We start from the raw sequence: 21,134 nt of genomic DNA, 5'->3' as shown, positions 1-21,134 counted from the left end.
GGCGGCGGGAAGGCGCGGCGCGATGGACCATGCGGCGAGGCGTGCTCCGGCTCCTGGAGGAAAGAGATGGCCGCGGGTGGCCAGCCAGTCCGGCTAATGAGAATCATTCTCAGTGTCAACAATCGCGGCGTGGACGCCGTGCGACGCCGCGCGTTAGCCTTCCCAAAATACCAACGAGGAAACATGTCCATGGCCCATCGCCGCAGCCTGCTGCTCGGCGCGCTCGCCGCGCCGACCTTCGCCCAGGCGCAGGTCGCCTACCCGAACCGCGCGATCACCTTCCTCATCCCCTTCGCGCCGGGCGGCGGCACGGACATCATCGCCCGCGCCCTGCAGCCGACCCTGCAGGAGGAGTTCGGCGGCCATGCCGTCGCCATGGAGAACCGGCCGGGCGCCTCCGGCACGCTCGCCGTCGCTCAGCTCGCCCGCGCGCGGCCGGACGGCTACACCATGCTGATGACAACGGTGAGCGCCTCGGCCGTGGTGCCGCCGCTGCTCAACCCGCCGCCCTACGACATCTACCGCGACCAGACGGCCGTGGTGCTGGCGGGGACCGTGCCGCTGGTGGCCGTGGTGCCGCTCAGCTCGCCCGCACAGGATTTCGAGGGCTTCCTGGCCCATGCGCGCGCCCATCCGGGCCAGCTCAATTACTCCTCCTCGGGCGTGGCGACGCAGCAGCACCTGACCGCCGAGCTGCTCTCCTCCCAGGCCGGGCTGCGCATGACGCACGTTCCCTTCCGCGGCACCGGCCAGGCGGTGACTGAGATCCTGGCCGGCCGCATCGACATCGCCTTCGACACCCTGCCGACCTACCTGCCGCATATCCGCGCCGGCCGCGTCCGCGCCATCGCGGTGACCATGCCCGAGCGCGTGGAATGGCTGCCCGACGTGCCGACCGTCGCGGAGAAGGGCTTCCCCGGCTTCGACGCCAATGTCTGGTACATGATCATGGGCCCGGGTGGCCTGCCGCCGGAGATCGCAGCCCGCTGGGTGGCCGGCGTGAACAGGGCGCTGGGCGACACTTCCGTCCGCGCCAAGGTGCGGGATGCCGGCTTCATCCCCGGCGGCGGCAGCCAGCAGGACGCGATCGACCTGCTGCGTCGGGACGCCGAGCGCTACGCCGCCATCATGCGGACGGCGGGAATCCGGCTGGAATAGCCGGCCGGCCGAGGGCGCCCCTCCTGCGGGGCGCCGCGGTTTGCCTCGTCCCGGCCCGCATGCGATGAGCGGGCCCAATTGCATAAGGGACGATGAAAAATGCCACTTCACACCTCGCGCCGTCTCCTCCTCTCCACCGCAGCGGCGACGCTCGCGGCGCCGAGCCTGTCGCGCGCCCAGGGCCTGGCCTCGCGGCCGATCCGCCTCATCGTCCCCTTCTCGCCCGGCGGCTCCACGGACGTGCACATGCGCGTCTTCGCCGACGCCGCGACGCGGCGCTTCGGCCAGACCGTGATGGTCGAGAACCGGCCGGGCGCCAGCGGCTCGCTGGGCCTGCTCTCCATGCGCTCCACCGCGCCGGACGGGCTGAACCTGACGACGCTTCCCGTCACCGCCATCCGCAGCATGCTGATGACCGGCGACATCAATGCGGATCCGACGGCCGATAGCGGCCCCATCCTGCACCTCACCGGCTACCTGATCGGCGTGGTCGTGCGGCGCGAGGCGCCCTGGCAGACCTGGCAGGAGTTCCTGGACTACGCCAAGGCGAACCCGGACAAGGTCAATTACGGCACGGCCGGCGCCGCCAGCACCGCCTTCATCGGCATGGAGCGCATCGCGCGCAGCCAGGGCATCAAGTGGACGCATGTCCCCTATCGCGGCGTGGGCGAGAACGTGCAGGCGCTGATGAGCGGCCAGGTGGACTGCGCCGTGGATTCCAGCGGCTGGGCGCCGATGGTCGAGGATGGCAGCTTCCGCCTGCTCGTCACTTGGGGCGCCGAGCGGCCACGCCGCTTCTCCCAGGCACCGACGCTGCGGGAGACGGGCATCGATCTCGTCTACAACTCGCCCTACGGCCTCGTGGGCCCGCGCGGCATGTCGCCCGAGATCGTCACGGCGCTGCATGACGGCATGAAGGACGCGCTGCACGACCCGCAGCATCGCGCCATCCTCGACCGGCTGGACATGCCGCTGCTCTACAAGAACACGGCGGACTACACGGCCTTCCTCGCCCAGACGGTGACCGAGGAGCGCGAGGCGGTGCAGACGCTGGGCCTGCGCGCCCGCTGAGCCGCCAGGGCTGGCGGCTGACCGCGTCCGGCGCGGTCAGCCGAAGTCCCAGTCGGTGGTCCCGGCCGCGAGGTCGATGAAGGCGCGCAGCTTGGCCGAGACCAGCCGTGCCGCCGGCCAGACGAGCTGGATGGGCCGCGCGGGCGGCTCGAACTCGCCCAGCACCACCTGCAGGCGCCCGGCCTGGATCGCCTCCCGCGCCTGGTAGCTGAGCACCCGCGCGAGGCCGATGTCGCGCTCCGCCGCGCGGATGGCGGCATCCGCGCTGTTGGTGAGCAGCCGGGGCGCGACGGTCACGCGCTGCTCCACGCCTTCCCGCTGGAAGCGCCATTCCTCCGGCCCGTCGAAGCCCGCGAAGCGGATGAGCTGGTGCCGCGCGAGATCGGCCGGCTCCTGCGGCACGCCCGCCTGGGCGAGATAGCCGGGCGAGGCCACCAGCACCTGCCGCGTCCGCCCCAGCGGCCGCGCCGCCAGCCCCGAATCCGGCAGGTGCCCGATGCGGATGGCAAGGTCGATGCCCTCCTCGACCAGGTTGATCCAGCGGTCGGACAGCAGGAGCTGCCCCTGCGTCTCCGGGTAGCGCCGGAGGTAGTCGGCCATGAGGGGCGCGACATGCAGGTGCCCGAAGGTCGCAGGCGCGGTCACGACCAGGCGCCCGATCGGGCTCGCGCGGGCGGATTGCGCGAAATCCTCGGCCTCCCGCATCTCCGTCAGGATGCGCCGGGCGCGGTCGAGGTAGCGGGCGCCCGCATCGGTGAGGGTGACGGAGCGCGTGGTCCGCTGCAGCAGCCGCAGGCCCAGATGCTCCTCCAGCGCCGCCACCTGCCGCGTCACGGCCGAGGGGACCAGGCCGAGATGCCGCGCCGCCGGCGCGAAGCCCCGCCGGTCGGCGACGGCGATGAAGGCCTCCATGGCGGCGAAGCGGTCCATTCGTCATTGCAGTTCCGGCAATGATGAAGTGTCAATCTTTTCGATTATCCCGGCGCGGGGAAAGGATCATGTAGGAGGCCGCCGATCAGGAGGCTTCCATGTCCGATGTCATGTTCTCACCGAGCGTGAAGGCGGTGCAGGCCAGGCGCGGCTCGCGCGCCCGCTTCGAGGCACGGGAGGGCGACTGGCCCGCCAGGGTCTCGCCCGAGCTCGCGGAATTCATCGCCGCCCAGACCAGCTTCTTCCTCTCCACGGCCAGCGCGGAGGGGCAGCCCTACATCCAGCATCGCGGCGGCCCGCCGGGCTTCCTGCGCGTGCTGGACGAGGAGACGCTGGGCTTCGCCGATTTCCGGGGAAACCGGCAGTTCATCACCCTGGGCAACCTGGCCGAAAATCCGAAGGCCTTCCTCTTCCTCATCGACTATGCGCAGCGGCGCCGCATCAAGCTCTGGGGCGAGGCGCGCGTGGTGGAGGACGACCCGGCCCTGCTCGAATCCCTGCGGCCGGCCGATTACCGGGCGATTCCCGAGCAGGCGATCCTGTTCCGGCTCCGCGCCTGGGACGTGAACTGCCAGCAGCACATCCCCCAGCGCTTCGAGGCGAAGGACGTCGCCGCCGCGCTGGCGGTGCGGGACCGCCGGATCGCGGCGCTGGAGGAGGAGGTCGCGCGGCTCACCCTCGCCCGCTGAGAAGCCGGGGCGGGCGTCGCGCTTCCAACCGGGCGGCCGCTCAGGCAGGATGACGGGATGGAAAGGCGTCCGACTGCCCTCGTCCTCGGGGCTGGGATCATGGGGCTCAGCACGGCACGGGCCCTGCAGCGCGAGGGCTTCGCGGTGCGGGTCGTCGACCAGGCGCCGCCGCCCAACCCGCTCGGCTCCTCGGTGGACCATCACCGGCTGATCCGCCACGCCTATGGCGCGCAGGCCGGGTACATGCGGATGGTCGACGCCGCCTATGCCGCCTGGGACGAGCTCTGGGCCGAGCTGGGCGAGGTGCTCCACATCCCCACCGGCGTGCTGGCGACCGACGAGGCCAGCGGCGACTGGTTCCGCGACAGTCGCGCCGCGCTGGGCGCGGAGGGCCGCGACGTCACGGACCTCACCGGCGCCGAGGTCGCGGCGCGCTTCCCCTATCTGTCCGGCGACGGGATCGCGCGGGCCTTCTGGTGCCCCCAGGGCGGCGTCCTGCTGGCCGAGCGGATCGTGGCCGCGCTGGCCCGGCATGTCGTCGCGCACGGCGCGATGATCGAGACGGCGCGGGCCACCCGCGTCGATGCGGCGCGCGCCGCGCTGGTGCTGGAGGATGGCACGGTCCGCAGCGCCGATGTCCTCGTCGTCGCGGCCGGGCCCTGGATTCCCCGGCTGCTGCCCGGCATCGGCCAGCGCGTCACGGCCTCCCGCCAGGTGATCGTGCGCCTGGGCCCCCCGCCGGAGCTGGCCGCGGCCTTCGCGAAGGCGCCGATGATCATCGACCTCGCCGGCGGCTTCTACATGGTCCCACCCGTGGCCGGCACGCCGCTCAAGATCGGCGACCACAGCTTCTCCCTGCAGGGCGACCCCGACGATCCGGACCGCAGCGCCGATCCGCGCGAGGCGGAACGCATCCTGGCGCTGGCGCGGCGGCGCATCCCGGGGCTGGAGCGCTTCGCGCCGCTCGGCACCGCGACCTGCTTCTACGACGTGGAGCCCGACGAGCGCTTCGTCGTGGAGAAGATCTCCCGCCGCGCCTGGGTGATGTCCGGCTTCTCGGGCCATGGCTTCAAGTTCGGTCCGGTGCTGGGCGCGCGCCTGGCCGAGGCCATCGCGAAGCCCGAGCTGGAGGCCTTCCTGCCCGCCTGGGCCGCGGGCGACGAGGTGGTGACCCCATGACGACGACGCAGATCGAGGACATCCACTTCGCGCTCACCCGGCTGCATGCGATGCCGGAATCGGGCCTCGCGCCCGACGATGTGGCGGCCCTGCTCGAGGAGATGCGCCGCTTCGCGACGGACATCGTCGAACCCGGACGCCTGGAGGCCGACCGCCTCGGCGCGCGCTTCGAGAATGGCGCCGTCACCTGCCCGCCCGGCTTCCGCGCCGCCTACGCCGCCTGGATCGAGGGCGGCTGGCAAGGCCTCGCCGCGGCCGAGGCGCATGGCGGCCAGGGCCTGCCCTTCGCGCTCTGGTGCGCGCTGAAGGAGATCATGACGACGGCCGACATGGCCTTCACCCTCTGCCCCACGCTGACGGCCGGCGCGATCGAGCTGCTGGAGAGGTACGCCACGCCCGAGCAGGCGGAGAAATGGCTGCCGGAGCTCGTCAGCGGGCGCTGGAACGGCACCATGTGCCTGACGGAATCGCAGGCGGGCAGCGACCTCGCGGCGGTGCGGACCAAGGCCGAGCCGCTGGGCGACGGGCGCTATGCGCTCACGGGCCAGAAGATCTTCATCACCTATGGCGCGCATGATCTTTCGGCCAATACGCTGCATCTCGTCCTGGCGCGGCTGCCGGACGCGCCGGCCGGCTCGCGCGGGATCAGCCTCTTCGCGGCGACGACGCTGCGGCCCGACGGCACGCCCAATGCGCTGCGCTGCGGCGGCATCGAGCGGAAGCTCGGCATCCATGCCTCGCCCACCTGCATCATGCTCTTCGAGGGCGCCGAGGCCGAGCTGATCGGCGAGCCGCATCGCGGCCTGCCGGCCATGTTCGCCATGATGAACAATGCGCGACTGCAGGTCGGCATCGAGGGCGTGGCCGCCGGCGCGCGGGCGCTGCATCTGGCCGAGGCCTATGCCGCCGAGCGCGTCCAGTCCGGGCAGGCCATCGCCTCGCATCCGGACGTCGCGCGCATGCTGGCGGAGATCCGCGCCGTCACGCTCGCCGGGCGCTTCCTCGCGCTGGACGCGGCCGTCGCGGCCGATCGTGCGAAGCTCGGCGACGAGGCGGCGGAGGCGCGGCTGGCGCTGCTCACGCCCATCGTGAAGGCCTGGTGCACCGATCGCGGCGTGCAGAATGCGAGCCTCGGCGTGCAGGTGCATGGCGGCATGGGATTCGTGGAGGATACGGGCGCGGCCCAGGTGCTGCGCGACAGCCGTATCGCGCCGATCTACGAGGGCACCAACGGCATCCAGGCGCTCGACCTCGTCACGCGGAAGCTGCCGCGCGACCAGGGCGCTGTGCTGCGCGGCCTGCTGGCCGAGGCGCGCGGCGCGGATGCGCGCCTGGCCCCTGCGCTGGACGCGCTGGAGCAGGCGACGAGCTGGATTCTCAGCGCCTCGGCGGAAGAGGCCGCGGCCTCCGCGACGGCCTATCTCGAGGCCTGCGGATGGGTTCTCGGCGGCGCGCTCCTGGCGCGGGCGGCCCGGCTTGATCCGTGCTATGCTCCCATCGCCGACTTCTACCGCGCCCGCCTGCTGCCGCGCGCCCAGGCTCATTGCGCGGAGATTCTCGGCGCGGCCGAGCTTCTGGCGCTGCTGCCCCACCGCGCGGGCTGACCGATTGCCGCCTTTGGCGGCGCCCGAGCGTTGACGGAGCCACCGCCACAGCGATGAACACAGTGACAGGTCTCGAATGAACGCGCCGTTGTCTGCCCCGTATCTGCGCCGCGCGATGCCGCATGTCGCCGTGGTGGGCGCTGGCCCCGGCGGGTTGGCGGCCGCGATGCAGCTGGCCGCCGCCGGCGCGCGCGTCACGCTCTTCGAGAAGGACGGCGTGGTGGGCGGCCGCACGCGCACGCTGACCTCGCCCGAAGGCTACCGCTTCGACCTCGGGCCGACCTTCTTTCTCTACCCGCGCATCCTGCGGGAGATCTTTGCCGCCTGTGGCGCCGATCTCGACGAGGAGGTGGATCTGATCCGCCTCGATCCGCAATACCGACTTGTCTTCGAAGGCCAGCCGCAGGTGACGCTGGAGGCGACCTCCGACCTTCCCCGCATGGAGGCGGCCATCGCCGCGCTGGCGCCGGGCGATGTCGCGGGGTTGCGGCGCTTCATGAACGACAACCGCCGCAAGCTGGAGGTGTTCCGTCCCTTCCTCGAGCGGCCCTTCCTCAGCCATCGCGGCATGATGACGCCGGGCGTGATGAAGTCCCTGCCCCAGCTGCGTCCGCACCAGCAGGTCGACCAGGATCTGCGCCGCTACTTCGCCGATCCGCGCGTGCGCCTGGCCTTCGGCTTCCAGACGAAATACCTGGGCATGTCGCCTTTCCGCTGCCCTTCGCTCTTCACCATCCTGAGCTTCCTCGAATACGAGCACGGCGTGTTCCATCCGCGCGGCGGCTGCGGCGCGGTGAGCGATGCGATGGCGCGGGTGGCGGAGCGCCTCGGCGTCGAGATCCGCCTGGACACGCCGGTCGAGCGCATCGCCTTCGCGGGGCGCCGCGCGACGGGCGTGGTGGCCGGCGGCAAGGAGATCGCGGCCGAGGCCGTGATCCTTAATGCCGACTTCGCCCATGCCGTGCCGAAGCTGGTGCCGGATCATCTGCGCAAGGACTGGTCCGACCGCAAGATCGAGAAGGCGCGCTACTCCTGCTCCACCTTCATGCTCTATCTCGGCGTGGAGGGAACCTTCCCGCAGCTCGCGCATCACAATGTGCTGCTGGCCGAGGAGTATCAGCGCAACATCCGCCAGATCCAGAGCGGCGAATTGCCCGATGCGCCGAGCCTCTATGTGCAGAACCCCTGCATCACCGATCCCAGCCTCGCACCGCCGGGGCATTCGTCGCTCTACGTGCTGGTGCCGGTGCCCAATCTGCGTCACGGCGGTGACTGGAAGGCGGAGGCGCCGCGCTACCGCCGCCTCGCGCTGGATCGGCTGAAGACCCTGGGCCTGCACGACATCGAGCCAAGGATTCGCTACGAGCGGATCGTCAGCCCGCAATCCTGGCAGGACGAATTCGCCGTGGGCTACGGCGCCACCTTCAACCTCAGCCATGACCTCATGCAGATGCTCAGCTTCCGTCCCCGCAACCGCTTCAACGACACCGAGGGCCTCTACCTCGTGGGCGGCGGCACGCATCCCGGCTCCGGCCTGCCCGTGATCTATGAGGGGGCGCGCATCACCGCCAAGCTCGTGCAGCAGGAACTCGCCCTGGCACCGCGCACGGTAATGGCATGAGCAAGGATCACAGGATCATGTCATTGGCCGCCCTCCGGCCGCGCGGCGGCCGGCTCGCCCGTCCCGACTTTCCAGGCCGCACCACTTCCGCAGCGCGAAGCCAAGGCGGCGAAGCCGCCGCCCGGTGTTCGAGGGCACGGACATGAGCGCGCGTGTTGTCGTCGTCGGCGCGGGGCTGGGCGGCCTAGCCGCGGCCTGCGTCGCGGCCGCGCGGGGCCATCGCGTCACGCTGCTGGACAAGAATTCCTGGCTGGGCGGCAAGGCGGCGCAGCTCTTCCTCGACGCGCCGGACGGCTCGGGAAAATTCCGCTTCGACATGGGGCCGACCATCCTCACCGTGCCGCGCGTGCTGCGCCGGATCTACGCGGAGGCGGGGCGCGACCAGGCGAAGGAGCTGCCGCTGATCCGCCTGGACCCGCAATGGCGCTGCTTCTTCGACGACGGCACGCGCATCGACCTGATGGAGAAGGTCGATGCCATGGCGCGCATGATGGACGAATTCGCACCCGGCACCGGCGCGGGTGATGGCTATAGAAATTTCCAGGACGTCTCGAAGCACCTGCACGGCGTCTCGGAAAAATTCTTCTTCTGGAAGTCGGTCGAGGGCATCGGCGACACGCTCGACGTGAAGCAGAATTTCTCGCCGAACACGCTGAAGGATGTCCTGGCGCTGCGCATGGGCCAGACGGTCGCGAAGGTCATTCGTGGCCATGTGCCGGACGAGCGGCTGGCGCAGATGCTGGATCACTATTGCCAGTATGTCGGCAGCAATCCCTATCTCGCGCCCGCCGTGCTCGCCTCCATCGGTGACATGCAGGCGAGCGAGGGCGTGTGGTATCCGGTGGGCGGCACGCGTGCCGTGGCCGAGGGCCTGGCGAAGCTGGCCGGTGAGCTGGGCGTGGAGCTGCGGCCCGACTGCGATGTCGCGATGTTCGGCATCGAGAATGGCGCGATGCAATCCGTCACGCTCACCACCGGCGAGCGCCTGATGTGCGACGCGGTGATCTCCAACATGGACGCCATCCGCACCTACAAGGAGCTGGTCGGCGGCCGCGCGGGCGAGGCCTATACGAAGAAGGGCTACGAGCCGGCCTGCTCCGGCGTCGTGCTCTATCTCGGGCTGAACCGGCGCTACGAGCACCTGACGCATCACGACTTCGTCTTCTCGCGCGACGCGGAGGAGGAGTTCGACGCGATCTACAAGCGCGGCGAGCCCGCGCCCGATCCCACCGCCTATCTCGCCGCGACGGCGACCACCGATCCCACCAGCGCGCCGGAAGGCGGTGAGTCCCTCTACGTGCTGGTCCATACGCCGCACCTGCGCCCGCATCACGACTGGGAGCAGCTCTTCCCCGGCTACCGGCAAAAAATTCTCGACAAGCTGAAGCGCACCGCCGGCCTAGAGGACATCGAGGAGCGCATCGTCGTCGAGCGTCGGCTGACGCCCGTCGACATCCACGAGCGCTATCGCGTGCTGGACGGCGCGATCTACGGCCTGGCCTCGCACGGCACCTTCACGGGCGCCTTCAAGCCCGGCAATCGCAGCCGCGCGGTGAAGGGCCTCTATCTGGCCGGCGGCGCCGCGCATCCCGGCCCCGGCATGCCGATGGTGATGATGAGCGGCTGGATCGCGGCCGACAGCATGGATCGCGACCTCGGCGGCAGCGGCATGAGCCCCGAGGCGGAGCTCGCCGGCCGGCGCGAGGCCGAGCTGTCCGGGTGAGCGGCCCTGTCGCCCTGCGGTCGGAGCGCCTGCTGCGCTTCTTCGAGGGCGCGTTCCGCCGCCAGTTCGCCGGCAGCTTCTGCGCCCTCCGCCTCGCGCGCTGGGGCGAGCCCGACGCACCGCTCGGCCGGCCCCTGATCGTCCTCGCCAACCATCCCGGCTGGTGGGATGGCGTCCTGGTCCTGCTGGCGACGCGAAGCCTCTTCCCGGACCGGTCCAGCTTCGTGCCGATGGATGCCGTGGCCCTGCAGAAATACGGCTTCCTGCGCCGCCTCGGCGCCTTCGGCGTGGAGCAGCATTCGCCGCGCGGCGCGCGCCATTTCCTCGCGACCGCGAAGGAGGTCCTGGCCGATCCGCGCCACCTCCTCTGGGTCAATGCGCCCGGCCGCTTCGCCGATGTGCGCGAGCGCCCGGTGCCGCTCGCGCCCGGCATCCTGCGCCTGCCGCGCCTTGCGCCGGAGGCGGTGATCCTGCCGCTGGCCGTCGAATACACCCACTGGACCGAGAAGCGCGGCGAGGCGCTGATGGCCTTCGGCCCTCCGGTCGAGGCGACGGACGAGGAAGGCCTCCGCACCGCCCTGACGGCGGTGATGGATCGGCTCGCCGCCGATGCGATCAGCCGCGATCCCGCGCGCTTCCGCGTGGTGATCGGCGGCGGGCGCGGCATGGGCGGCATCTACGGGCTCTGGCAGCGCCTGCGCTTTGCGCCGGAGCACGATCCGAGCGCGCGGGAGGGCTGAGCATGGCGCCCACGCATATCGCGCTGGCGCTGGCGCTGCTGCCGGCCCTGCTCGGCCTCCTGAACCTGATCCGGCTGCCGGTGGCGCGCGGCGTGCCGCCGGCCGGCACGCGCGTCTCCATCCTCATCCCCGCGCGCAACGAGGCCGGGAACATCGGCCCCTGCCTCGAGGCCGCGCTGGCCTCGACGGGCTGCGAAGTCGAGGTGATCGTGATGGATGACGGCAGCACCGACGGCACCGCGGCCATCGTCGCCGGATATCCCGGCGTCCGCCTGCTCCAGGCGCCGCCGCTGCCGCCGGGCTGGACGGGCAAGGTGCATGCCTGCGCCCGCCTGGCCGAGGCCGCGACGGGCACGCACCTCCTCTTCCTCGACGCCGATGTGCGCCTCGCCCCCCGGGCCGCCGCCGCCATGGCCGCGCGCGGGACGCCGATGGTCAGTGCGGTGCCGCGGCAGCGCATCGGCAGCCTGGGCGAGGCGCTGACGGTGCCCTTCATCAACTTTCTGCTGCTCTGCTACCTGCCCTTCGGGGGGCGGACGACGACACGCTGGGCCGCCCTGGCCGCGGCCTGCGGGCAGCTCCTGCTCGTCGAGCGCGGCGCCTATGAGCGCACCGGCGGGCATGCGGCCATCCGGGGCGTGCTGCATGACGGGATCGCCCTCGCCCGCTGCTTCCGGCAATCCGGCGCCGATACCGAGATCGTCGCCGGCGCGCCGCTGGCCAGCTGCCGCATGTATCGGGGCTTCGGCGAGGCCTGGGACGGCTTTCTCAAGAATGCGCGCGAGGGGATGGCGACGCCGATCGGTCTGCCGGTCTGGACCCTGCTGCTGGCCGGCGGCCATCTCTGGCCCTGGCTGCTGCTGCCCGCACCCGGGGCCGCGGCGGCGATTTTCCTGGGCTTCGCGGTCCGGGCCGCCGTCGCCTGGCGTGGCCGGGAGCCCTGGTGGACCGTGCCGTTGCATCCCCTGACGGTCCTGGTCGCGCTGGCGCTGCAATGGACGGCGCTGGCCCGCGGGGCCCTCGGCTATCCGGCGGGCTGGAAAGGCCGCGCATATCCCGGCACAAGACCGGCATGAATGACCTGGCTGCCCCGGAAGCTCCGCACCGGGACCATGACACGGAAAACTTCCCGACCGCCTCGCTGATCCTGGCGAAGCCCGTGCGCGCCCAGGTGATGGCCTTCTATCGCTTCGCCCGCACGGCCGACGACATCGCCGACAGCTCGAGCCTCTCGCCCGCGGAGAAGCTGGCGCGCCTCGACGCCATGGAGGCCGCGCTGGACGATCCGGCCACGACGCTGGAGGTCGCCGCCGCGCTGCACCGCCAGAAGGTCGGCACCGAGGAGGCCCGGTGGCTGCTGAGTGCCTTCCGGCAGGATTCGGAACAGGCGCGCTACGCCGAATGGACCGACCTCGAGGATTACTGCACGCGCAGTGCCGATCCGGTGGGCCGGATGCTGCTGCGCCTGCACGGCACCGATTCCGACGAGGCCCGGCACGCGGCCGACGGCCTCTGCACCGCGCTGCAGGTGCTGAACCACCTGCAGGACCTCGTCTCCGACCGCGCCGAGCTCGATCGCGTCTACCTGCCGCAATCCTGGCTCGCCCTGGCCGGCGGTGAGGAAGCTTTCTTCGAGCCCGGCAATGCGCGCCGCCGCGAGATCCTGGACGCGGCGCTGGACCGCGTGGAGGACCAGCTCGACCGCGCGGCCGCCCTGCCCCGCCTCGTGGCCTCGCGCCGCCTGCGCCTGCAATCCCTCATGACCACGGGCCTCGCCCGGCGGCTGCTGGCGAAGCTGCGTCAGGCGGACCCGGTGCTGGGCCGCGTCGCCCTGGGCAAGGCCGACTTCGCGCGCGAGGCCCTGGCGGCCGTCCTCCCGGCGCGCTCCGACGCCGTGATCGTTGCCGAGCGCGTGCAGCGGGCCGGCTCCTCCTTCGCGCGCGGCATGGCGACGCTGAAGGGCGACCGCCGCCGGGCCCTCTGGGCGGTCTATGCCTTCTGCCGCGTGGTGGACGACATCGCCGACGGCCGGATGCCCGAGGCGGAGAAGCGCCGCCTCCTGGCCGGCTGGCGCGCCAAGCTCGATCATCCGGACTGCGCCCTGTCGCGCGAGCTCGCGTGGGCGCGCGCGGCCTTCGACATCCCCTATGCGGAATGCGACGCCATGATCGCGGGCATGGAGACCGATGCGGGCGACCGCGTGCGCCTGCCCGACGAGGCGGCGCTCGACCTCTACTGCCGGCGCGTGGCGGGCAGCGTGGGGGCGATGAGCGTGCGCATCTTCGGCGAGCCCAAGGCCGAGGGATGGGGCCTGGCGCTGGGCCACACCTTCCAGCTGACCAATATCCTGCGCGACGTGGACGAGGATGCGGTGCGCGACCGCGTCTATGTCCCGCTCAGCGTGCTGGCCAAGGCCGGCATCCCGGACGGGCCGGCCAAGTCCATCGTGTCGCACCCGGCCTTCGCCGGCATCTGCCGCGAGATCGCCGCGCGCGCCGCCGCCGGCTACCTCCAGGCCGAGGCGATGCTGCCCCGTTACGACACCGAGGCACTGCGCCCGGCGCGCGTGATGATGTGGGGCTATCGCCGCATCCTCGACCACATGTTGGCGCGCGGCTGGTCGCTGCCGCGCGTCCGCGCCCGCCTGACCAAGGGCGAGAAGCTGCGCATGGCCGTCTTCGCGGTCACGGGGCGATGACGGCCGCCTTCCCCGACGCGCCCGTGCGGCCGGGTGTCGGCGTGACGCATGTGGTGGGCGCGGGCCTTGCCGGCCTCGCTGCCGCCCATGCGCTGGCGTTGCAGGGGCGCCTCGTCACGCTGCACGAATCCACGCCCGGTGCCGGCGGCCGCGCCCGCGCCCTGCCCGACGGCACGGATAACGGCACCCATGCGCTGATCGGCGCCAACCGGGCGGCGCTCGGCTTCCTCGACGCCATCGGCGCGCGCCAGTTCTGGCTGGAGCCGGAGCCGGGCGGGCTGCCCGTGCTGGATGTGGCGGATCATTCCGCGCGGCTGGTCTCGCTGTCGCCCTTCGGCTGGTGGCAGGCCGCCCGCCGGCCCGCCGGCGTCACGGCCGGGGCCGTCCTCGCCATGGCCGGCATGGCCCTGCGCGGCGAGGACCGCACGGTCGCGGAGGCGATGCAGCGGCACCCCGCCTTCCTGCGCGGTTTCGTGGACCCGCTGGTCATCGCCGCGCTGAACACCCCCACCGCCGAGGCCTCGTCCCTGCGGCTGGGCCAGGTGCTACGCCGCCTCGGCGCGCCCGGCGCCACGCGCCTCCTGGTGGCGCGGCGCGGCCTGGGCCCGGACCTCGTGGAGCCGGCGCTGGCGGCGCTGGAGCTGGCGGGCGCGGCCTACCGGCCGGGCCATCGCCTGCGCGAGATCGCGCGGGACGGCCGGCGCGCCACCGCCCTCGTCTTCCAGGACCACGAGACCGCGCTCGGACCGGACGACCGCGTGGTCCTGGCCCTGCCGCCCTGGGAGGCGCAGCGGCTGCTGCCCGAGCTGCCGGTGCCCGAGGCGCATGCGCCGATCGTGAATCTGCATTTCGCCATCACCTCGCCGGGGCCCGTGCGCTTCCTCGGCCTGGTTGGCGCGCTGTGCCAATGGGTGCTGATCCGCCCCGGCGGCCTCGCCGTCACGGTCAGCGCGGGCGATGCCGAGGCCGATCAGGAGGTGGGCGCCCTCGCCCCGCGCGCCTGGGCCGAGATCCTCGAGGCCGTGCGCGCCTTCGGGGTGGCGGGCGACTGGCCGGAGGCACCGCCGCCCTGCCGCGTCGTGAAGGAGCGCCGCGCCACGCCGCGCCATCGCGTCGGGCAGGTTCCCCGGCCGCCGCGGATGCCGCTGGCCAATCTGGCGCTGGCCGGCGACTGGACCTGGCCCGACCTGCCGGCGACCATCGAGGCGGCCATCCTCTCGGGCGCCGCCGCGGCCCGGGCGATCTCCGGATGAGCGGGGGATGACCCCCGCGGAGGCGCTGGCCGGCCTTCGTGCCTTCGAGGTTGCGGACGGCGCGCCCGGCCTGGCACGGCGCCGCGCGCTTCTTGCCGCCCTGCGCCGCTCGGTGATCCGCCGGGCCGATGCCATCGCCGAGGCGGCCCATGCCGATTTCGGCGGCCGCGATCGCACCGACACCCTGCTGGCGGATGTCCTGCTGGTCGCCGAGGCGGCCGCGCATTCGCGCCGATGGCTGCGCGACTGGGCGCGGCCGGCGTCCGTCGCGGTGTCCCTGCCCTTCCTGCCGGCTCGTGCCTGGACGGAATGCGTGCCCAAAGGCGTCGTCGGCATCATGGCGCCATGGAACTACCCGCTGCAGCTGGCCCTGCTGCCGGCCATCGATGCGCTGGCGGCGGGCAACCGCGTCGTGCTCAAGCCGTCGGAGGCGGCACCCCGCATCGCCGCCCTGATCGAGGAGATCGCCACCGAGGCGCTGGGGCCGGGCATGGCCGCCGTGGTGCAGGGCGGGCCCGAGGTGGCGGCCGATTTCGCGGCCCAGCCCTGGGACCACCTCGTCTTCACCGGCGGCACCGCTACCGGCCGCAAGGTCATGCGCGCGGCGGCCGAGCACCTGACGCCCCTGACCCTCGAACTCGGCGGCAAGTGCCCTGCCCTGGTCCTGCCCGACGCGAAGCTGGACCGTGCCGCGCGCGACATCCTGGCCGCGAAATCGGTGAATGCCGGCCAAACCTGCGTCGCCCCCGATACGGTGCTGCTGGTCGGCCACAGCGCCGCCGACTTCCTCCGCGCGGCCCAGGCGGCCGGCATCCCGGACACCGGCACCTCCGTCATCGACGCGGCGCAGCGCGCGCGGCTGGAGCGGCTGGGCGCGGGCGTCACCATCGTCTGGACCGGGCCGGGGCCCGATGCCATCGGGCTGGTGCCCTCGGCCGGCGCCCTGGCGGAGGAGGAGATCTTCGGGCCGCTCCTGGCCATGGAGGAATGCCGCGACCTGAGCGCCGCCCTCGCCTGGATCCGGGCGAGGCCGCATCCGCTGGCGATCTATGCCTTCGGCGCGACGCCCGCGGAGGAGAAGACCATCGCCGCCTCGACCAAATCAGGCGCGCTGCTGACCGGCCGGGCGCTGGACTACGCGGCCCTTCCCGGCCTGCCCTTCGGCGGCGTGGGCGAATCCGGCTTCGGGCGACGCAACGGCGAGGCGGGCTTCCGCGAATTCAGCAATCTGCGCGCGCGGGTACGGCACGGTGGCTGGAGCCTGTCGCGCATGCTCGACCGGCCGCGTTCGGACATGGCGCGGCGGCTGGCGCGCTGGCTCGTGCGATAGTTCGTGCGAAATCCAGGGCCTGAGAGGCCCTGGAGATCAGCCCCGGTTGCGGCGGGCGGTAGCGGCGGCCGCGGTCGGCCGCGAGGCACCGGCGGGCGTGCCCGCATCGAAGCCCAGGAAGCCGATGGAGGGCTGCGGCGCGCCGCCATTGGCCTGCCACAGCTGCGGAAGGCGGGCGGTACCGCCGGTGGAGGCGGTGGGCGCGGAGCCCTGTGCCGGACGGGCGCGCGCGGCGGCGGCTGCGGCGGCCGCGGCGGCGCGCTGGGCCCGGGCGTCCGGCGCCGCACGCTCGGGCGGCGGGGGCGGCGCGCTGGCCGTGCTGCGCATCGACAAGAGGTAGAACATGATCTCGGGCCGCCCGCGGTCCACGGCGGAATCGACCGCCGTGAGGCCCAGGGCATTGCGCGCATTCACGTCGGCGCCGCGCGCCACCGCGTCGCGCACGGTCTGGATGTCGCCGCGGGCGATGCCATCGAAGAGCGCGTCATTCGGATTCATGGCCGAGGGCGAGGTCTCCGCCGGGATCGGCGCGATGCCGCGCTGGGCGGCCACGCCGGGCAGGGCGGGCGCCGGCTCGCGCGGACGCTGGTCTGCCGGCGGGCGGACGGCGGCGCCGCCGCGGCCGAGCATGCCCTGGGCGAAGGCGGAGGGGGCGGTGGCCGCGAGAAGAGCGACGGCCGAGAGGGCCATCCATGCCGTGCTGCGCATCGTCGGTCTTCCTCCAGGGCTCAGGATCATCGGCGGGGATCGCCCAGACGCGCGAGCCATAGCCCATGGCGCCGGCCGGGGCGAGAGGCGGCTACCAGTTCATCGGGACGCTGAAGCGCGCGCCCGCGGCGGGATTGTCGAGGAAGCGCTGCTCGCGCTGGTTGACCGCACCATGCGAGACCGCCCCGCGTCCCGGCAGGGACGGGTTGATGAGCGTCGGGCTGATCGTCGCGACGTCCGGCGGATCCTGCGCGGAAGGACGGTATTCGAGGTCGTTATTGGGCCGCGGGGCGAGCTCGGCCTGCGGCGCCGGGGCGGTCCTGGTGGTGCCGAAGCCGCTGAAGCCGGGCGAGGAGGGCACGCCGCCATCCATATAGGCGCGGTCGCGCGGGGCGGTCGGGCGCGGCCGGGGCCGGGCCTGCGGCGCGGGACGAGGCTCCTCCGCGCGGACCTGCGTGTTGACGGCCTGGGCGGAAGCGGAAGGCGCGCCGACGGCCGCCAGAAGCGCGATCAGCGCGGCGCCAAGGGTCAGAGGCCATCCATTCCGCGCGGATCCCGCGGCGGATTGCCGGCTATCGCTGTTTCGCCTTCGGCCCATGCCCTGAGGGCCCAGCGGACGGAAGGAAAGGCAAGGTCGTCCCAAGGGATATCTCCCCAAGCGAAGAACCGGACATCAAGGCTTTCCGGGCCTGGTGAATACCCGGGCTCTGCGAGCCGGGCCCGATAGATGATCTGCACCTGACCGATTCTTGCAATGGAGTAAATGGCGAGAATGCCATCAAATGCAAGCCGCGCCCGCGCCTCCTCCCAGGCCTCGCGGCGGGCGCCTTCCTCGGTCGTCTCGCCCATTTCCATGTAGCCGGCGGGGAGCGTCCAGTAGCCCCGGCGGGGCTCGATGGCCCGGCGGCAGAGCAGGATCCGCCCTTCGTCGGAGACGACGCTGCCGACGACGATCTTGGGATTCTCGTAGGCGATATAGCCGCAATCGTTGCAGACGAGGCGCTCGCGGTCCTCGCCTTCCGGGATGCGACGGGTGAAGTTCGGAGGGATCATCGCGGGCAGGCTGGCCGGCCAGACCCCGGCAGGCAAGGGGCAATCCGGCCGGCGCTGGCGGTGGTCCAGCGGCGGGGCGAAGCCAGGCGCGCGGCGTAGGCGCCTGGCTTCTGAGGGAAAAACTACCGGGCCGCTTCGGCGAAGGCGAAGTTGTCGTAGCTGTTCTCGGCCACGCGGAACCACTGGAAGAGCTCGCCGCGATAGGGGCGGTAGTTCTCCCAGATCGTCTTGAAGCGCGGATTCCCGTTCGCGAGGTCGGCCATCAGCGCCTCGTTGGAGCGCCAGGCCAGCTGCAGGATCTCGCGCGAGTAGAAGCGCAGCTGCGCGCCGGCGGCGACCAGGCGGCGCAGCGCCTGCGGATTCAGGTGGTCGTAGCGGCTGACCATCTCGCTGTCGGCCTCGGCGCAGGCGATGGTCAGCGCCTCCTTGTAGAGGGCGGGCAGGCCCTCGAAGGAGCGCTTGTTGATCAGCATGTGCAGCCGCGCGCAGGGCTCGAAGAAGCCGGGCGCGTAGTAGTAGCGGGCGACGCGGTGGAAGCCGAGGCGCTCGTCGTCATGCGGGCCGGTGAACTCGGTCGCGTCGATCGTGCCGCGCTCCAGCGCCGGGTAGATGTCGGCCGGGGCGACGAGCGTGGGGTTGGCGCCCATGCGCTTGAACACCTCGCCCGCCAAGCCGGAGATGCGGAACTTCAGCCCCTGCACGTCCTGCACGGTGCGGATCTCGTTGCGGAACCAGCCGCCCATCTGCGCGCCCGTGTCGCCGCAGGGGATGCCCACGCAGTTGTAGTCGGACAGCAGCTGGTCGGCGAACTGGTTGCCGCCGCCATGGCGCAGCCAGGCCGTCATCTGGCGCGTGGTCAGGCCGAAGGGCATGGCGGTGAAGAAGGCGAAGCTCGGCTCCTTGCCGATGTACCAGTAAGTGGCGGTGTGGCCGCACTCGATGGTGCCGGCCTGCACCGCGTCGAGCACCTGCAGGCCGGGGACGATCTCGCCCGCCTGGGCCACCTGGATGCGGAACTTGTTCTCGGTGAGCGCGGCCACCCGGGCGGCGACCTTCTCGGCCGTGCCGAAGAGGACGTCGAGGTTGCGCGGGAAGCTCGACTGGAAGCGCCAGCGCAGCTCGGGCATGGACTGGGCGAGGGCCGGGGCTGCCAGCGCCGCGGGCGCGGCTGCGGCGGCGGCGCCGAGGACAAGACGGCGATTCATGGGCATTTGCCTCCAGTTCGTTGCAACCCTAGTGAATCGCCCATATCCCAGACACCGGGCCGGGGGAAGGGATTTGGCGATCCGCCGGCACGGCCGGCCTCGGTGAGGGACGCGAGGGCCTTTCCCGGCCCGGACCGGGCGCGCCTGGAGTCGTTTCCCGGACATGAAAAGACCGCGTCCGAGCGATCGGATCGCGGTCCCATGGGGCGCCGGAAGCGCCCTGCGGCGCCGCCGGCGGAAGTCTGCCTTACAGGATGTAGCGCGAGAGGTCCGCGCTGGCGGCCAGGCTCGCCACCCGGTCCTTCACCATGCCGTCATCGACCGTGACGGCGTCGCCGCGGCGGTCGCTGGCGGAGAAACTGATCTCCTCCAGCAGCCGCTCCAGCACCGTCGAGAGCCGGCGCGCGCCGATATTCTCCACCGTCGCGTTGATCTCGGCGGCGAGGTCGGCCAGGGAATCCACCGCGCCCGGCGTGAAGTCGAGCTGCAGCCCCTCGGTGCCCATCAGCGCGCTGGCCTGCTTGAGCAGCGAGTGCTCGGGCTCGGTCAGGATGCGGCGGAAGTCCTCGCGGGTCAGCGCCTTCAGCTCCACGCGGATCGGCAGGCGGCCCTGAAGCTCGGGCAGCAGGTCCGACGGCTTGGAGAGGTGGAAGGCGCCGCTCGCGATGAAGAGGATGTAGTCCGTCCGCACCGGGCCGTGCCGCGTGTTGACCGTCGTGCCCTCGATGAGCGGCAGCAGGTCGCGCTGCACGCCCTCGCGGGAGACGTCGCCGCCGCGCACGCCGCCTTCGCTCGACCGCGCGATCTTGTCGATCTCGTCGAGGAAGACGATGCCGTTGTTCTCCGCGTTCTGCACGGCGGCACGGGTCAGCTGCTCCTGGTCGAGCAGCTTGTCGGCCTCCTCGCGGATCAGCGCCTCGCGCGCCGCGGCCACGGTCATCTTCCGCGGCTTGGCGCGGCCGCCGAACATCTTGCCGAACATCTCCTGCATGTTCTGCATCTGGCCGGGCGGCATGCCGGGCATGTCCATCATGCCGACGGGCTGGCCCGGCGCCTCGGTGACCTCGATCTCGATCTCCCGCGTCTCCAGCTGCCCCTCGCGGAGCATCTTGCGGAACTTCTGCTTCGTGTCGCCCTGCGCGGCCTCACCAGTCAGGGCGGAGATCAGGCGCTCCTCCGCATGCAGCTCGGCCTTGGCCTGCACGCCCTTCCGTGCGGCTTCGCGCGTCTGGACGATCGAGGCCTCCACCAGGTCGCGCACGATGGATTCCACGTCGCGGCCGACATAGCCGACCTCGGTGAACTTCGTGGCCTCGACCTTGAGGAAGGGCGCGTTGGCGAGCTTGGCCAGCCGCCGCGCGATCTCCGTCTTGCCGCAGCCGGTGGGGCCGATCATCAGGATGTTCTTCGGCACCACTTCCTCCTGCCAGGAGTCGGGGAGCTGCTGGCGGCGCCAGCGGTTGCGCAGCGCGATGGCCACCGCGCGCTTGGCGTCGTGCTGGCCGATGATGAAGCGGTCGAGCTCGCTGACGATCTCGCGCGGGGAAAGGTTCACCGTCTCCGGCGCCGTGATGACGTCGCTCATCACAGGGTCTCCAGGATGAAGTTGCCGTTGGTGTAGACACAGATATCGGCCGCGATCTTCATCGAGCGCTTGGCGATCTCCTCGGCGGAAATGCCGTCCACCGTCATCAGGGCGCGCGCGGCGGACAGCGCGTAATTGCCGCCCGAGCCGATGCCGATGATGGAATCCTCGGGCTCCAGCACGTCGCCCTGGCCGGTGAGCAGCAGGGAACGGTCCTTGTCGGCCACGGCCAGCAGGGCCTCCAGGCGCCGCAGGTAGCGATCCGTGCGCCAGTCCTTGGCGAGCTCGACGCAGGCGCGCTCGAGCTGGTCGGGGAAGCGCTCGAGCTTGGCTTCGAGGCGCTCCAGGAGCGTGAAGGCGTCGGCGGTCGCGCCCGCGAAGCCGGCGATGACCCGGCCCTGGGCGATGCGCCGCACCTTGCGCGCATTGTTCTTCACAACGGTCTGGCCGATCGAGACCTGGCCATCGCCCGCCATCGCGACCTTTCCGTCGCGGCGGACACAGAGGATCGTGGTGCCGTGCCACCCGATCATGTCGTTTTGGGATGCTTGCATGGCAGCCGATGTGGCGTGTGCGGGGCCGTTCGG

Annotated in this window: 19 protein-coding genes; 12 read left to right on the top strand and 7 right to left on the bottom strand. The window is 72.0% G+C overall.

The window, feature by feature from the left end:
* Window positions 1-189: 189 nt before the first annotated feature.
* On the top strand, window positions 190-1,158 hold the full coding sequence (locus KHU32_RS03945) for a Bug family tripartite tricarboxylate transporter substrate binding protein (protein WP_213668718.1): 969 nt from the start codon (window positions 190-192) through the stop codon (window positions 1,156-1,158).
* Window positions 1,159-1,257: 99 nt separating this feature from the next.
* Window positions 1,258-2,229: a tripartite tricarboxylate transporter substrate binding protein gene (locus KHU32_RS03940; protein WP_213668717.1), complete on the top strand. Its 972-nt coding sequence runs from the start codon at window positions 1,258-1,260 to the stop codon at window positions 2,227-2,229.
* A gap of 36 nt (window positions 2,230-2,265) precedes the next feature.
* Here the strand turns inward: KHU32_RS03940 and KHU32_RS03935 are convergent, their stop codons facing one another.
* A complete protein-coding gene (locus tag KHU32_RS03935; RefSeq protein ID WP_213668716.1) occupies window positions 2,266-3,159 on the bottom strand; it encodes a LysR family transcriptional regulator in 894 nt (297 codons plus the stop codon).
* Window positions 3,160-3,257: 98 nt separating this feature from the next.
* Here KHU32_RS03935 and KHU32_RS03930 point away from each other — a divergent pair, with 98 nt between their 5' ends.
* The 10 genes from KHU32_RS03930 to KHU32_RS03885 all read left to right on the top strand — a co-directional run bounded on the left by KHU32_RS03930 (window position 3,258) and on the right by KHU32_RS03885 (window position 15,996).
* The gene (locus KHU32_RS03930; RefSeq protein ID WP_213668715.1) at window positions 3,258-3,848 is read left to right on the top strand and encodes a pyridoxamine 5'-phosphate oxidase family protein; all 591 of its coding nucleotides are present in this window, start codon (window positions 3,258-3,260) and stop codon (window positions 3,846-3,848) included.
* 57 nt (window positions 3,849-3,905) lie between these two features.
* Window positions 3,906-5,027, top strand: coding sequence for an FAD-dependent oxidoreductase (locus KHU32_RS03925; RefSeq protein WP_213668714.1), 1,122 nt, complete (start codon window positions 3,906-3,908; stop codon window positions 5,025-5,027).
* On the top strand, window positions 5,024-6,631 hold the full coding sequence (locus KHU32_RS03920) for an acyl-CoA dehydrogenase family protein (protein ID WP_213668713.1): 1,608 nt from the start codon (window positions 5,024-5,026) through the stop codon (window positions 6,629-6,631). The genes KHU32_RS03925 and KHU32_RS03920 overlap by 4 nt, the downstream gene beginning before the upstream one ends.
* A gap of 88 nt (window positions 6,632-6,719) precedes the next feature.
* Window positions 6,720-8,252 (top strand): phytoene desaturase family protein, encoded by a 1,533-nt coding sequence (crtI, locus tag KHU32_RS03915; protein WP_249680540.1) that lies wholly within the window; start codon window positions 6,720-6,722, stop codon window positions 8,250-8,252.
* A gap of 142 nt (window positions 8,253-8,394) precedes the next feature.
* On the top strand, window positions 8,395-9,975 hold the full coding sequence (locus KHU32_RS03910; RefSeq protein ID WP_213668711.1) for a phytoene desaturase family protein: 1,581 nt from the start codon (window positions 8,395-8,397) through the stop codon (window positions 9,973-9,975).
* On the top strand, window positions 9,972-10,715 hold the full coding sequence (locus tag KHU32_RS03905) for a lysophospholipid acyltransferase family protein (protein WP_213668710.1): 744 nt from the start codon (window positions 9,972-9,974) through the stop codon (window positions 10,713-10,715). Before KHU32_RS03910 ends, KHU32_RS03905 begins: the two co-directional genes overlap by 4 nt.
* 2 nt (window positions 10,716-10,717) lie before the next feature.
* Entirely contained in the window at window positions 10,718-11,791 is a 1,074-nt protein-coding gene (locus tag KHU32_RS03900) for a glycosyltransferase (RefSeq protein ID WP_213668709.1), read from the top strand.
* Window positions 11,788-13,413, top strand: a complete 1,626-nt coding sequence (locus KHU32_RS03895; RefSeq protein ID WP_213668708.1) for a squalene/phytoene synthase family protein — start codon at window positions 11,788-11,790, stop codon at window positions 13,411-13,413. The genes KHU32_RS03900 and KHU32_RS03895 overlap by 4 nt, the downstream gene beginning before the upstream one ends.
* Complete coding sequence (locus KHU32_RS03890; RefSeq protein ID WP_213668707.1) at window positions 13,410-14,666, top strand: hydroxysqualene dehydroxylase; 1,257 nt, start codon at window positions 13,410-13,412, stop codon at window positions 14,664-14,666. The genes KHU32_RS03895 and KHU32_RS03890 overlap by 4 nt, the downstream gene beginning before the upstream one ends.
* A 7-nt stretch (window positions 14,667-14,673) precedes the next feature.
* Entirely contained in the window at window positions 14,674-15,996 is a 1,323-nt protein-coding gene (locus KHU32_RS03885; protein ID WP_213668706.1) for an aldehyde dehydrogenase family protein, read from the top strand.
* A 36-nt stretch (window positions 15,997-16,032) separates the two neighbouring features.
* Here KHU32_RS03885 and KHU32_RS03880 read toward each other — a convergent pair whose 3' ends face one another.
* The 6 genes from KHU32_RS03880 to hslV form a co-directional block, all read right to left on the bottom strand.
* The gene (locus KHU32_RS03880; RefSeq protein WP_213668705.1) at window positions 16,033-16,704 is read right to left on the bottom strand and encodes an ankyrin repeat domain-containing protein; all 672 of its coding nucleotides are present in this window, start codon (window positions 16,702-16,704) and stop codon (window positions 16,033-16,035) included.
* 91 nt (window positions 16,705-16,795) lie between these two features.
* Entirely contained in the window at window positions 16,796-17,065 is a 270-nt protein-coding gene (locus KHU32_RS03875; RefSeq protein ID WP_213668704.1) for a hypothetical protein, read from the bottom strand.
* A gap of 167 nt (window positions 17,066-17,232) precedes the next feature.
* On the bottom strand, window positions 17,233-17,793 hold the full coding sequence (locus tag KHU32_RS03870; protein WP_456315932.1) for an NUDIX domain-containing protein: 561 nt from the start codon (window positions 17,791-17,793) through the stop codon (window positions 17,233-17,235).
* An 86-nt stretch (window positions 17,794-17,879) separates the two neighbouring features.
* Complete coding sequence (locus KHU32_RS03865) at window positions 17,880-18,962, bottom strand: TRAP transporter substrate-binding protein (RefSeq protein ID WP_213668703.1); 1,083 nt, start codon at window positions 18,960-18,962, stop codon at window positions 17,880-17,882.
* A gap of 247 nt (window positions 18,963-19,209) precedes the next feature.
* Complete coding sequence (gene hslU, locus KHU32_RS03860; RefSeq protein WP_213668702.1) at window positions 19,210-20,547, bottom strand: ATP-dependent protease ATPase subunit HslU; 1,338 nt, start codon at window positions 20,545-20,547, stop codon at window positions 19,210-19,212.
* Window positions 20,547-21,080, bottom strand: a complete 534-nt coding sequence (gene hslV / locus KHU32_RS03855) for an ATP-dependent protease subunit HslV (RefSeq protein ID WP_213668701.1) — start codon at window positions 21,078-21,080, stop codon at window positions 20,547-20,549. Before hslV ends, hslU begins: the two co-directional genes overlap by 1 nt.
* Window positions 21,081-21,134: the final 54 nt, after the last annotated feature.

It is taken from the genome of Roseococcus pinisoli (genome assembly GCF_018413645.1).
GTDB lineage: Bacteria > Pseudomonadota > Alphaproteobacteria > Acetobacterales > Acetobacteraceae > Roseococcus > Roseococcus pinisoli.
This window is presented reverse-complemented; position numbering and strand designations above follow the sequence as displayed.